This is a genomic window from Novosphingobium bradum (assembly GCF_042646485.1).
GTDB lineage: Bacteria > Pseudomonadota > Alphaproteobacteria > Sphingomonadales > Sphingomonadaceae > Novosphingobium > Novosphingobium bradum.
In genome coordinates this window covers 719,047-731,516 of sequence record NZ_JBHRTQ010000007.1, presented here as the reverse complement: position 1 = coordinate 731,516, position 12,470 = coordinate 719,047, and the positions used below count along the sequence as shown (strand labels likewise).

Below are 12,470 nucleotides of genomic sequence, written 5' to 3'. Positions count from 1 at the left end.
GGGCGCGCGGTCGATCATCCCCGGATTCACCCCTCGGACAGATCATTGAGGCGAAACCACTCACGATCATCGAAGCGGGTGAAGCCCAGATCAGTGGCGATGTCGTCCAGTTGCTGGTCGAGCCGCGCTCCCCAATCGACCATGAACAGCGGCTGGCGCAATTGCCGGCCGAAGGCGATCCCCGTGGCCATGGCATCATAGAGATGCGGCATCCCGGCTGGATAGTGCAGCTGCGTTCGCATCAGGGTCGAGGCGGCGATGAAGTTGGGGATCATGTTGAGGAAGTGGGCCAGCGCCGGGGTGAAATAGCTGGTGTCGGCCGCGCCGGTGGAAATCGCGAGCGCCACTTCCGACAGGTGGTTCAGCCCGAATCCGCTGACCATGTGCTGGATATCGTGCGTCTGCGCGCGCTGGATCAGGATATAGTCGATGTCGTTCTCGATCTCGCGCTGGTCGCGAAATTCGATCTTCATCCCCGAGTTCAGCAGGAAGTCGCGGATCGCCGCGCCTAGGGAGCCGGGCGCATGGTGGCCCATCTCGGCGGGATCGTAGTGCTCGATCCTGCGGGCGGCCAGCCAGTCGCGGAATTCAGGGTTGCAAGCCTTCTCGGCTTCCACCGCGGCGGCATATTCCTCCGGGTCGGTCACGTCGAACACGGCGTTGAACATGGCCGGCTGGCAATAGTTGAGCGGAACGTCCGGCCCCATCTTGCGAAGCGAGGTCATGGTCCAGGCATCGCGGAACAGCGGGCTGTTGAGAAATTTCGAGCTCGAGGTCAGCACGCTGGACACAGCCGGCTGCTTGCCCCCGGTGAGATAGGCGGTTTCGGCCTTGCTGAAGGGGCGCAGCATCTTGGGCGCCGCCTGGCGCTCCTGGGGAATCGCGGTCACGTTCCTCTCCTTGTCCCCGCAGAGGTCAGGCCCAAGGCCCGCCTTGCGGATTTTCGGAGTGAGCGTAACCGCTGCGGCCGACGAATCCCACCGCGAATTTGCGGCGCCGCCAAGCCCTCAGTAGCTGCGCGCCACGTAGATCGTCTCGACCGCCGGCTCGCCGGTGAACGGGCAAGTTCCGGCCGGCGCCGGCGCCCCCATCGGGGTGTTGCGGATGGTGAGCTTCAGCGCCTTCAGCCTGGCCACGACCGCCTCCAGCGCCTCGCCGGTGGGGCGCGACCAGCCCAGTTCGACCCAGCCGGGATAGCGGTTCTCTTCCGAGAAATAGTCGGCCAGGCCATCGAGGCTGGTGATCCCACGCTGGATCTGGGCATCGCGCCGGGCCGTGGCTTCGGCGTGGAGCGAGGCCTGCACGCTCTCCAGTTCGGCCACCGCATCGGCCAGGAAATCCTCGCGCGACTGGGCGGCGAAGTTCACCTTGCCATCCTCGCGCCACAGCCGGTCGCGGCGGAGGACCGAAACCTGCCCACCGGCCGCATCGCGTCCGCCGATCTCAAGCACCAGCGGCACGCCCTTCTTGACCCAGCCCCAGCGCTTCTGGGTGGCCTTGCCCGGTCGCTTGTCGAGCAGGACGCGCACCTTTTCGCCCAGCGCCACCTGTTTCGCCAGCGCGGCCCGCAGCTCCTCGCAATAGGCGAGCAGCGCCGCATCGCCATCGTCCTCGCGCAGCATGGGCAGGATCACGATCTGGTGCGGGGCGATCGCCGGGGGCACGCGCAGCCCGTCATCGTCGCCATGGGTCATGATCACGCCGCCGATGAGCCGCGTGGAGACGCCCCACGAGGTGGTGTGGCACAGCGCCTGGGAGCCCTCGCGGTTCTGGTACTGGATGCCGGCGGCCTCGGCGAACCCGGTGCCGAGATAGTGGCTGGTGCCGGCCTGGAGCGCCTTGCCATCCTGCATCATCGCCTCGATCGAATAGGTGGCGACCGCGCCGGGGAAGCGCTCGTTTTCCGGCTTCTCGCCGGCGATCACCGGCATGGCCAGCACGTCTTCCGAGAAGCTACGATACATCTCCAGCGCGCGCAGGGTTTCGTCCATCGCATCTGCCCGGTCGGCGTGGGCGGTGTGGCCTTCCTGCCAGAGGAATTCGCTGGTCCGCAGGAACATCCGGGTCCGCATTTCCCAGCGCACCACGTTGGCCCACTGGTTGGTGAGCAGCGGCAGGTCACGCCAGCTCTGCACCCAGCGCGCCATGGCCGCGCCGATCACGGTTTCCGAGGTCGGCCGCACGACCAGCGGCTCTTCCAGCTTCGCTTCGGGATCGGGCACAAGGCCGCCCTTGCCATCGGCCACGAGCCGGTGATGGGTGACGACCGCCATCTCCTTGGCAAAGCCCTCGACGTGCTCGGCTTCCTTGGCGAAGTAGGACAGCGGGATGAACAGCGGGAAGTAGCAGTTGGAAACGCCGGCTTCCTTGATCCGGCCATCCATGATCTGCTGGATGCGCTCCCAGATGCCATAGCCCCAGGGCTTGATCACCATGCAGCCGCGCACGCCGCTTTCCTCGGCCATCTCGGCCTCGGAAATCACTTCCTGGTACCAGGCGGCGAAATCGCCCTCCCGGGTGGTGGCAAGGGCGTGCTTGATGGCGGGCTTCTGAGCGGTCTGGTTCATGGCCGCGCTGTTAGCGGCTGAATGCGCCCCGGCCAAGCGGGTGATTGCCCGCCCGGCGCAAGCCGATCACTTGCCCAGTTCGTCGAGCTTCTTCTGCATCGCGTCCATCTGCGCCTTGATCAGTTCGAGCGGATCGACGCTGGGCGCGGGCGCGGGCTGTTCGGCGACCTTTTCCGCCGGCTTGTCGCCCGCGACGTGTTCGACCCCGGGCATGAAGGCAGCGGCGGCGGCCTTGAACATTTCCATGTTGCGCTGGGCGAGCGCCGCCAGCGGATTGTTGCCGAGGCTTTCCTCGAAGGCCTTCCGCAGCTTGAGCTGGTTCTCGCGGAAATGGTCCATCGAGGCTTCGAGGTAATGCGGCAGGAGCGACTGCATCGAATTGCCATACATGGCGATGAGCTGGCGCAGGAAGTTCACCGGCAGGATCTGCTCACCGCTGGAGGCTTCCTCCTCCATGATGATCTGGGTGAGGATCTGATGGGTGATGTCGGTCCCGGTCTTGGCGTCGACCACCTTGAAGTCGATCCCCTCGCGGGTCATCTTCGCCAGGTGATCGAGCGTGATGTAGCTCGACGAGCGGGTGTTGTAGAGCCGCCGGTTGGCGTACTTCTTGATGATCACGACGTCGCCGTCGTCGCCCGCTTTTCCAGCCATGACCCTCGCCATTGTTCCCGAATATCCGAATCGGCATCATCCTGCTAAGCCGATTTTGTGTGCAACGCAACAATCCCGCTTGTTGCACAGCAAAAGTGCACAAAAACCCGATGGCGCGGCCCGGGTGGAGCGGCGCTAACGTGCGAACCGGCGGCCCAGCGCGGTCAACAGCTCGTATTGCGAAAGGCCGGTCAGTTCGGCCGCTTGCGGCAGGGCATAGTCAAGGCTGACCCAGTCCCCCTCGCGCAGGGCCGGCGCCGCGCCCAGATCGATCACGGTCATGTCCATCGACACCCGCCCCAGCACCGGCAGGACCGCCCCCGCCCCACTGTCGCCGCGCGCCGCGCCCTTGCCCGACCAGCAGCGCAGGAAGCCATCGGCATAGCCCAGCGCGATCACCCCGATCCGCATCGGGCCGGTGGCGGTGAAGGTGGCGTTGTAGCCCACCGTATCGCCCGCCGCGATCTCGCGCACCTGGAGGATCGCGGCCTCCGGGCGGACGACCTGGCGGATATGCGGCGCCAGCGCGGCACAGGGCACCCCGCCGTAAAGCGCAAGGCCCGGGCGGGTGAGATCGCCGTGATAGTCCGCGCCCAGCATGATCCCGGCGCTGTTGGCCAGGCTCGCGCGGCGGTGGGGCAGGCGCTGGCGGGCCGCCATCCAGCGCTCCTGCTGGCGAGCGTTGAGCTCGGTTTCGTCTTCCGCCGCGGCCAGGTGCGAGAGCAGCACGTCGATTTCCAGCGCGGCGAGGCGCGGATCGCCCAGCGCGGCCATGGGCAGGCCAAGCCGGTTCATCCCGGTATCGACCATGACATGGCACGGCCCGCCCCCAGCGGCGAGCCAGCAGTCCACCTGGGTGAGCGAGTTCAGCACCGGTCGCACTCCGGTGGCCCGCGCCCATTGCGCTTCCGCGGCCGTCAGCGGGCCATGCAGCATGGCCAGGGCCGGGGCGGGAACCAGGGCCAGCAGCTCGGCCGCTTCCTGCCAGTGGGCCACGAAGAAATCGCGGCAACCCGCGCCAAGCAGGGCCGGCGCCACTCGCCGCGCGCCCGCGCCATAGGCATCCGCCTTGACCGCCGCCCCGGCGCTGGCCGCGCCCGAAAGCCGGTCCAGCGCGCGCCAGTTGGCGACGAGCGCTTCGAGATCGCAGTGCAGCCGCAGCGGCGCGGGCGGCACCGCTCCGAACGGCAGGTCCGGCTCAGTCGACATCGTCGGCGAAATCCCGCGGGGGGCCGTTCGGCAGACCCCAGGCCGCGACCAGGAAAGCCACCAGCACCACGCCCCAGGTATACCACAGGCCGCTGAAGGGATTGCCGGTCTTGGCCACGATGTAGGTGGAGATCAGCGGCAGGAAACCGCCGAAATAGCCGGTGCCGATATGATAGGGGATCGACATCGAACTGTAGCGCACGCGCGGCGGGAACATTTCGGCCAGCAGCGAGGCCACCGGGCCATAGGTCGCCCCCGAAAGCGCCATCAGCACCAGCAGCGCGCCGATGATCAGGAGCGATTGCCCCAGCCCCGGCGTCACCTTGGGCGCCGAGAACACGGGGCGGCCCGCCGCCTGTTCGATCCCGGCCTTGCGCGCCTTGGCACTGGCCCAGTCGATCCCCGACAGGTCGAGCGCCGCCCCGCCAACCTCCACCGCCAGCGCCGGGCCTTGCTTCAGGGTATAGGCGATGCCCGCCCCCGTGAAATCGCCCATCAGCTTGCCGCAATCGGTCCCCTGGTCCTTGGCGAAGGCATCATAGCCGCAATCGGGGCCGGCGATGGTCCACGGCGCGCTGCCGCCGGCCCGTTCGCCCGAGGCGCCGATCACCCAGTAGGCCGGGAACAGCAGCAGCAGCGTCAGCGCATAGCCGATCACGATCGGCTTCTTGCGGCCCCACTTGTCCGAAAGGTGGCCGAACAGGATGAAGAACCCGGTTCCCAGCAGGGCCGCGATCCCCACCAGGATTTCCGCCTTGGTATCCTCCACGTGCATGGTCGCCTTGATGAAGGCCAGGCCCGAGAACATCGCGGTATACCAGATCACCGTCAGCCCCGCGGCCACGCCGAACAGGGCGACGAGGATGCGCTTGCGGTTGCCGGGATAGGTGAAGCTCTCGACAAAGGGATTGCCGGCGATCTCGCCCTCTTCCTGCATGGCCACGAAGACCGGGCTTTCCGACAGCTTGAGCCGCATCCACAGCGAGATCGCCAGCAGCGCCAGGCTGATCACGAAGGGCACGCGCCAGCCCCAGGCCAGCCAGGTTTCCGGGGCCATCGCCGCCTTGCAGGCCAGGACCACCAGCAGGCTCAGCACGAAGCCGCCCACCACGCCGGCCTGGATGTAGCTGGTGAAATAGCCGCGCCGGGCAAAGGGCGAATGTTCGGCCACGTAGACCGCCGCCCCGCCATATTCGCCGCCCAGCGCCAGCCCCTGGAGCACGCGCAGCACGATCACCAGCCCCGGCGCCCACCAGCCGATCGCATCGGCGGAGGGAACCAGGCCAACCCCGGCCGTCGCCACGCCCATCAGCATGACGGTGACAAGGAAGGTGTACTTGCGCCCGAGCCGGTCGCCCAGGAAGCCGAACAGCACCGCGCCCAGCGGGCGGAAGCCGAAGCCCACCGCGAAGACCAGCCAGAACAGCAGCATCTCCAGCGTGGCATTGCCGGTCGGGAAGAAGGTTTTCGAAAGGATCGCGCCCAGCGTGCCGTAGATGAAGAAATCGTACCATTCGAACACGGTGCCCGCGGTCGAGGCCGCGATGATCAGGCGCATATCCTTGGCGCTGGGTTCAGCGTGAGCGGCGACCTGGCCCGGCGGCTGTGCGATGCTGGCGTTCATGTAATGGTCCCTCCCCCGGCTTTGCGCCCCATAAAACTGCGCCGCGTGTAGCCGGGGTTTCAGCCGGTTGGAAGGGCATCCAGCGCGGCGCGCCACGCCAGCATCACCGCGCCGTGGCGCGCCGGGTAATGACGCGCGGGCGCGATCGCGGCCAGCCCGGGCCAGTCCGGCAGGGGCGCGGCGCCGGCCAGCCAGGCGCAAAGGCCGGCCTCGGCCTCGGCGATGCGGGCGCGGGTCTGGCCGATCGCGCCTGCGGCGAACAGCGCGGCGCTGGCCTGGCCCACGGCGCAGGCTTGCGGGCGCAGGCCCAGCGCGGCGATCCGCCCCTCCTTGTCCAGCCGCAGCGAAATCGCCAGGGTGCTGCCGCAAGAGGCCGAACGCGCCTGTCCGGTGAACGGCATGGCCGGATCGTAGGGATGGCCGGCCAGCGAGGTGGCCAGCGCGAGCACCTCGGGCGTGTAGAGCTTGGCGGCGCTCACTTCTCGCGCAGGCGCTTGTGCTCGGCCGCCACCGCCTCGGCCCGGCGCTCGGCCAGGAGCTTGACCAGGCCATCGCTGCTGGCATTGATGAAGGGATAGGTGCGCGACTGGGTGATCCACTGCGGCCGGCCGTCCACCCCCCAGACCGTATCATAGCCCAGGACCAGGATCGAGAAGCCGACCACCGCGATCAGCATCCCCTTGACCGCACCGAAGCCAAACCCGATCACCCGGTCAACCGGGCCGAGCAGCGAGGCGCGGCTGGCCTGGCCCAAGTGCTTGGCCATGAGCCGCACGATCGCATAGGGCACCAGCAGCAGGGCGGCGAAGGCGAGCACGGGCGCCGCCCCCATCCGGTTGCCGACGAAGCCTTCCATCATGTGGGTCACGGCAGGGTGGGCATAGTGGATCGCCACAAGCGAAACCACCCAGGCGAACAGCGCCAGCACCTCCTGCACGAAGCCGCGCAGAAAGCCGGTGATCGCGCCCGTGGCGACCAGCACCAGTACTCCGATGTCAAATCCCGTCATTCCACACCGAAACTAGGGCTCGCCCACCACGCGGTCAACGAGGCGCGCAAGCATGGTCACCGCGTGTCGCCGCACGTCCGGCACATCCGATCCGCTTTCCAGCGGGGCATAGGCATCCGCGAAGCCCAGCTTGCCCGCCTCGCGCAGGCGGATGCCGGCATGGGCCACGGGCCGCACCTCGCCCGCGAGCGAAACCTCGCCGAACCAGATCGAGCCGGACGGCAGCGGCTTGTCGGCCAGGCCCGAAACGAGCGCGGCGGCCACGGCAAGGTCGGCCGCCGGATCGGCCAGGCGATAGCCTCCGGCCACGTTGAGATAGACTTCGGCGGAGGAGAAGTTCAGCCCGCAGCGCGCCTCCAGCACGGCCAGCAGCATGGCCAGCCGCCCGCTGTCCCAGCCCACCACCGCGCGGCGCGGGGTCGCCCCGCTTTGCAGCCGCACGATCAGCGCCTGGATTTCCACCAGCACCGGCCGCGTGCCCTCCATCGCCGGGAACACCGCGCTGCCCGGCACCGGATCGTCGCGCCCGGAAAGGAACAGGCTGGAGGGATTGCTCACCTCCTCCAGCCCCGCCCCGGCCATGGCGAAGACCCCGATCTCGTCGACCGGGCCGAAGCGGTTCTTCAGGCTCCTGAGGATGCGGTACTGGTGGCTGCGTTCGCCCTCGAAGGCCATGACCACGTCGACCATGTGCTCCAGCACGCGCGGCCCGGCAATGGTCCCGTCCTTGGTGACATGGCCCACCAGGACCAGCGCCGCGCCGCTCTGCTTGGCATAGCGGATCAGCTCGAAGGCGCAGCCACGCACCTGGCTGACCGTGCCGGGCGCCCCCTCGATCTGGTCGGAATGCATGGTCTGAATCGAATCGATCACCACCAGCGCGGGCGGGTCCATCTCGCCCAGCGTGGTGAGGATGTCGCGCACGCTGGTGGCCGAGGCGAGCCGTACCGGCGCCTTGCCCAGGCCCAGCCGCTCGGCCCTCAGGCGCACCTGGCCGGCCGCTTCCTCGCCGCTGATATAGACCACCGCCCCGCCCGCGCCCGCGATCCGCGCCGCGGCCTGGAGCAGCAGGGTGCTCTTCCCGATTCCCGGATCGCCGCCCATCAGGATGGCCGAGCCGGGAACCAGCCCGCCGCCCAGTGCGCGATCGAATTCGGCAAGGCCGGTGGAGCGCCGCTGCAGGACCTCGCCCACCCCATCGAGCGGCTCGAACATGATCGCCCGCCCGCCCGAAGACAGGTCATGCTTGGCGGAAAACACCGTCTGCGGCGCATCTTCCGTCAGCGTGTTCCATTCCCCGCAATCGGCGCACTGGCCCTGCCAGCGGAAGCTGACGGACCCGCAGGCGGAACAGACATAGCGACGCTTGGGCTTGGCCATGGCCCTCCCCTATAAGGAACGTAACAAGAACGCAATTGCCACGCGCACAATTTCTGTCCACACCCGTGCCATGAGGCAGAAAGAACTGCGGATTGCCCTGGTCTGCTACGGCGGGATCAGCCTTGCGGTCTATATGCACGGGGTCACCAAGGAGCTGTGGAAGCTCGTCCGGGCCAGCCGCGCGCTGCATTCGGGCGAGCCCTGCCCCGATGACGCCGCGCCAAGCGATACCGAACAGGTCTACCGCCGCCTCCTCGCCCATGCCGAGGACCACCACGGGATGCGCCTGCGCGTCCTGGCCGATATCGTCGCGGGGGCCAGCGCGGGCGGGATCAACGGGGTGTTCCTGGCCCAGGCGATCCATTCCGGGCAAAGCCTCGAACCGCTGACCGAGCTGTGGCTGGAGCGCGCCGACGTCGACGTGCTGATCGACCCCTCGGCCAAGCCGTGGTGGCGCTTCGCCAAGTTCTGGGCTGCGCCGATCGTCTGGTTCGTGCTTACCCGCCCGGGCAATGTCGTGGCGCAAAGCGTCGCGCCCGAAACCCGCAAGGAAGTGCGCGCCAAGCTGTCGCGGCTGATCCGCTCGCGCTGGTTCGAACCGCCGTTCGGCGGCATCGGCTTCTCCCGCCTGATCGCCGACGCGCTGGAGGCCATGGCCCGCTCGGTGCATTGCCCGCCGCTGCTCCCCGCCGGCTACCCGCTCGACCTGTTCGTCACCGCAACCGACTTCAAGGGCCACGTCGAAACCATCCGCCTCCATTCCCCGCGCGAGGTGGAGGAATCCGAACACCGCCTGTCGATCGGCTTCCAGGCGCTCGTGCCGACCGAGCCGGGCCGCGACCTGGCCGATCCGCTAGAACTGGTTTTCGCCGCCCGCGCCACGGCCAGCTTCCCCGGCGCCTTCCCCGCGCTGCGCTTCGCCGAGATCGACCAGCTCGCCGCCGAGCGTGGCCGCGAATGGCCCACCCGCGCCGCCTTCGCCCGGCGCACCATGCCCGAACACGCGGCCACCGGCGATATCGAGGAAGTCTCGCTGATCGATGGCTCGGTGCTGGTCAATGCCCCCTTTGCCGATGCCATGGCCGTGCTCCGCAACCGCCCGGCCCAGCGCGAGGTCGATCGCCGCTTCGTCTACATCGATCCCCGGCCCGATCGGGTGGGCGGGCTGGAGCGCGGCGATCCGCGCCCGCCGGGCTGGTTCTCGGTGATCTTCGGCTCGCTTTCCTCGATCCCGCGCGAACAGCCGATCCGCGACAACCTCGACGTGCTCTCGGCCCAATCGCGCGAGATGGCCCGCCTGCGCGCGATCGTCGCCGCCCTGCGCCCCGAGGTCGAAACGGCGGTCGAACAGGCGCTGGGCCGCACCCTGTTCCTCGATCGGCCAACCGCGCCGCGCCTCCAGTACTGGCGCGACAAGGCGCATGAGGCCGCCAGGCGCAAGGGCGGCTATGCCTGGCACGCCTATCTCGAGGTCAAGGTTGCCGGCATCGTCGAGACCATCGCCGCCCTGGCCTGCCAGGCCGCGCCCGAACTGGCGCACGAAGCCGTGGTCGAAGCGCTCGAAGGCCATCTCCAGCGCCATGGCCTGGGCCGGCTGGCCTCGCCCGAGGGGCTGGTCAGCCCCGATGCGGTCACCTTTCTCAAGGCCCATGACCTCGCCTTCCGCATCCGCCGCCTGCGCCTGCTCGCCCGCCGCCTCAGCCAGGACTGGGACGGCGATCCCGACGTGACCGACGAGGCCCGCCACCAGGCGCGCGATGCGGTCTACCGCGCCCTGTCGCTCTATTTCGAGCGCGAGCCGCTGCCCCTGCTGGGCGAGGATTTCATCGCCAGCGCCGCCCACGCGCTGACCAACCCGGCGCAACTGCTCGATATCCTCGAAAAGCGCCGCCAGTTGCCCGCCACCGACCTGGTGGTCGATGCCCTGCTGGCCGACGCGCTGGGCAAGATGGTCCCGGCCCTGCGCCGCAAGGTCCTGCTCACCTACCTCGGCTTCCCCTGGTACGATGCCGTCACCCTGCCGCTGCTGCGCGGCGAGGGGCTGACCGAATTCGATCCGGTCAAAGTCGATCGCATCTCGCCCGACGATTGCACCGCGATCCGCCAGGGCGGCGCCCATGCCACCCTGCGCGGCGTGGAATTCTACAATTTCGGCGCCTTCTTCAGCCGCGCCTACCGCGAGAACGACTATCTGTGGGGCCGGCTCCACGGCGCCGAACGGATGATCGACCTGGTCGCCTCGGCCCTCCCCGGCGCCGAACCGCTGACCGCCGATGAACTTCGCCGCTTCAAGCGCGATGCCTTCCTCGCCATCCTCGCCGAGGAGGAAACCAAGCTCAAGGCCGATCCGGGGCTGGTGGCGGGGATCCGGGCTGAAGTGGAACGGGCGATGGCCTAGAAACGTCGTCCCGGGCTCGACCCGGGACTGATGTCAGCCCGATAGTAGCCCGCCCGGCCATCATACCACCATTGACTCCCAGCCAACCGCCGGCGGGTCATTCGCTCCAGCGAAATAGGCCAGAAAAACGGGAATGACCTCCTCCGCCAGGAACATGGATCCGCGCTTTTCGCCAACCTCGAGGAGTTTGGCCCACAGGTCGGAACGGCCCGCTTCATCCGGAAGGAGATTGCGGTTGATGGCGCGAAGGTGCCGGGCGGCAGATCCTTCCCGTTTTTCGACGACAAAGCCACGAATTGTCCGCAAGGTCTGCAGGTAATGCTGGTCGCCGCGCTCGATGATGACGTAGGCCTCTGTCCTCCGGCGGTTCGCTTCGGCGATGGCTTCGGCGATTCTGGCGGCATCGGGCCGCGCCATCTCCCCGGCCCAGCCGGTGATGACCTTGGCCGGTTGCTCCACCTCCCCCTACTCCGTCAGGTCGGTCCAGGCGTCCTTGAGCCGGTCAAAAAAACCGCGGCTCTGCGGGCATTCCTCGCCGGTCTCGGTTGCCTGCAATTCGCGCAACAGTTCCTTCTGGCGGGCAGTGAGCCTGGTGGGCGTTTCCACCTGGATCTCCATCACCATGTCGCCCCGGCCCCGGCCCTGCAATACCGGCATCCCGGCCCCGCGCTGGCGCAATTGCTTGCCCGACTGGATGCCGGCGGGAATCGCGATCTCGTGGCGGGTGCCGTCCAGACCCGGAATTTCGATCGACCCGCCCAGCGCCGCGGTGGTGAAGCTGATCGGCACCCGGGTGAGCAGGGTGGTCCCGTCGCGCTCGAACACCGGGTGGCGCTTCACGTGGATGAAGATGTAGAGATCGCCCGGCGGCGCGCCGAACGGTCCGGCCTCCCCCTTGCCCGAAAGCCGGATGCGGGTGCCGGTGTCGACGCCGGCGGGAATCTGCACGTCCAGTGTCTGGGGCTGGTCCACCCGGCCTTCGCCGCCACAGGCGCGGCACGGCTTCTCGATCACCTCGCCCCGGCCATGGCAGGTCGGACAGGTCCGCTCCACCATGAAGAACCCTTGCTGGGCGCGCACCTTGCCGTGGCCGCCGCACATGGTGCAGCGCCGGGTGCCGGTGCCGGGCGTGGCGCCCGATCCAGCGCAAGGCTCGCAACCGGCCGCCACCTCGATCTCGATCGTGGCGCTCTTGCCGTGGAAGGCCTCGTCGAGGCCGATTTCCATGTCGTAGCGCAGGTCCGCCCCGCGCCGGGCCTGGCGCTGGCCGCCGCCAAAGGCATTGCCGAAGATCGTCTCGAAGATATCGCCGATGTCGGAGAAACCTTCGCCGCCACCCTGAAACCCGCCCGGTCCGCCCTGCTGGAAGGCGGCATGGCCATAGCGATCATAGGCCGCGCGCTTCTGCGGGTCCTTCAGGCACTCGTAGGCGGCATTGATCTGCTTGAACCGGTTTTCCGATTCGCTGCAGCCCGGATTCTTGTCCGGGTGGAACTTCATCGCCAGCTTGCGATAAGCGGTCTTGAGCGTGGCATCGTCCGCGCCGCGCTCCACCTCGAGCAGTTCGTAAAAGTCGATTTCGGCTGACATTGCCCGCCCCTAAACGCATTCCGCCGCCCACGAAACGCG

11 protein-coding genes are annotated in these 12,470 nt (G+C 68.2%); 1 reads left to right on the top strand and 10 read right to left on the bottom strand.

The features are described from left to right. Nucleotides 1–26: 26 nt before the first annotated feature. The 8 genes from ACFOD9_RS09355 to radA all read right to left on the bottom strand — a co-directional run bounded on the left by ACFOD9_RS09355 (nt 27) and on the right by radA (nt 8,443). Complete coding sequence (locus tag ACFOD9_RS09355; RefSeq protein ID WP_379509816.1) at nt 27–890, bottom strand: Coq4 family protein; 864 nt, start codon at nt 888–890, stop codon at nt 27–29. A gap of 117 nt (nt 891–1,007) precedes the next feature. After that, complete coding sequence (locus ACFOD9_RS09350) at nt 1,008–2,567, bottom strand: aminoacyl--tRNA ligase-related protein (RefSeq protein WP_379509815.1); 1,560 nt, start codon at nt 2,565–2,567, stop codon at nt 1,008–1,010. A 66-nt stretch (nt 2,568–2,633) separates the two neighbouring features. Further along, nucleotides 2,634–3,221, bottom strand: a complete 588-nt coding sequence (gene phaR / locus ACFOD9_RS09345; protein ID WP_379509814.1) for a polyhydroxyalkanoate synthesis repressor PhaR — start codon at nt 3,219–3,221, stop codon at nt 2,634–2,636. 135 nt (nt 3,222–3,356) lie between these two features. Further along, nucleotides 3,357–4,430, bottom strand: coding sequence for an alanine racemase (alr, locus tag ACFOD9_RS09340; protein ID WP_379509813.1), 1,074 nt, complete (start codon nt 4,428–4,430; stop codon nt 3,357–3,359). After that, nucleotides 4,420–6,054, bottom strand: coding sequence for an MFS transporter (locus tag ACFOD9_RS09335; RefSeq protein WP_379509812.1), 1,635 nt, complete (start codon nt 6,052–6,054; stop codon nt 4,420–4,422). Before ACFOD9_RS09335 ends, alr begins: the two co-directional genes overlap by 11 nt. Before the next feature lie 59 nt (nt 6,055–6,113). After that, complete coding sequence (locus tag ACFOD9_RS09330) at nt 6,114–6,533, bottom strand: iron-sulfur cluster assembly scaffold protein (protein WP_379509811.1); 420 nt, start codon at nt 6,531–6,533, stop codon at nt 6,114–6,116. After that, nucleotides 6,530–7,063, bottom strand: coding sequence for a CvpA family protein (locus ACFOD9_RS09325; RefSeq protein ID WP_379509810.1), 534 nt, complete (start codon nt 7,061–7,063; stop codon nt 6,530–6,532). Before ACFOD9_RS09325 ends, ACFOD9_RS09330 begins: the two co-directional genes overlap by 4 nt. 12 nt (nt 7,064–7,075) lie before the next feature. Further along, nucleotides 7,076–8,443 carry a DNA repair protein RadA gene (gene radA, locus ACFOD9_RS09320; RefSeq protein ID WP_379509809.1) on the bottom strand — a complete coding sequence of 456 codons (1,368 nt, stop codon included), beginning with the start codon at nt 8,441–8,443 and terminating at the stop codon, nt 7,076–7,078. Nucleotides 8,444–8,513: 70 nt separating this feature from the next. On the opposite strand from radA, the gene ACFOD9_RS09315 reads away from it, so the two are divergent. Next, entirely contained in the window at nt 8,514–10,841 is a 2,328-nt protein-coding gene (locus ACFOD9_RS09315) for a patatin-like protein (RefSeq protein ID WP_379509808.1), read from the top strand. 60 nt (nt 10,842–10,901) lie between these two features. Here ACFOD9_RS09315 and ACFOD9_RS09310 read toward each other — a convergent pair whose 3' ends face one another. Beyond that, a complete protein-coding gene (locus ACFOD9_RS09310) occupies nt 10,902–11,300 on the bottom strand; it encodes a hypothetical protein (protein ID WP_379509807.1) in 399 nt (132 codons plus the stop codon). Nucleotides 11,301–11,306: 6 nt separating this feature from the next. Continuing rightward, nucleotides 11,307–12,431 carry a molecular chaperone DnaJ gene (dnaJ, locus tag ACFOD9_RS09305; protein WP_379509806.1) on the bottom strand — a complete coding sequence of 375 codons (1,125 nt, stop codon included), beginning with the start codon at nt 12,429–12,431 and terminating at the stop codon, nt 11,307–11,309. Between the last annotated feature and the right edge of the window lie 39 nt (nt 12,432–12,470).

Excerpts from the sequence above, each read along its gene's own strand:
- radA (WP_379509809.1), bottom strand. The coding sequence starts at position 8,443 with ATGGCCAAGCCCAAGCGTCGCTATGTCTGTTCCGCCTGCGGGTCCGTC.
- ACFOD9_RS09335 (WP_379509812.1), bottom strand. The coding sequence starts at position 6,054 with ATGAACGCCAGCATCGCACAGCCGCCGGGCCAGGTCGCCGCTCACGCT.
- dnaJ (WP_379509806.1), bottom strand. The coding sequence starts at position 12,431 with ATGTCAGCCGAAATCGACTTTTACGAACTGCTCGAGGTGGAGCGCGGC.
- phaR (WP_379509814.1), bottom strand. The coding sequence starts at position 3,221 with ATGGCTGGAAAAGCGGGCGACGACGGCGACGTCGTGATCATCAAGAAG.
- alr (WP_379509813.1), bottom strand. The coding sequence starts at position 4,430 with ATGTCGACTGAGCCGGACCTGCCGTTCGGAGCGGTGCCGCCCGCGCCG.
- ACFOD9_RS09325 (WP_379509810.1), bottom strand. The coding sequence starts at position 7,063 with ATGACGGGATTTGACATCGGAGTACTGGTGCTGGTCGCCACGGGCGCG.
- ACFOD9_RS09315 (WP_379509808.1), top strand. The coding sequence starts at position 8,514 with ATGAGGCAGAAAGAACTGCGGATTGCCCTGGTCTGCTACGGCGGGATC.
- ACFOD9_RS09350 (WP_379509815.1), bottom strand. The coding sequence starts at position 2,567 with ATGAACCAGACCGCTCAGAAGCCCGCCATCAAGCACGCCCTTGCCACC.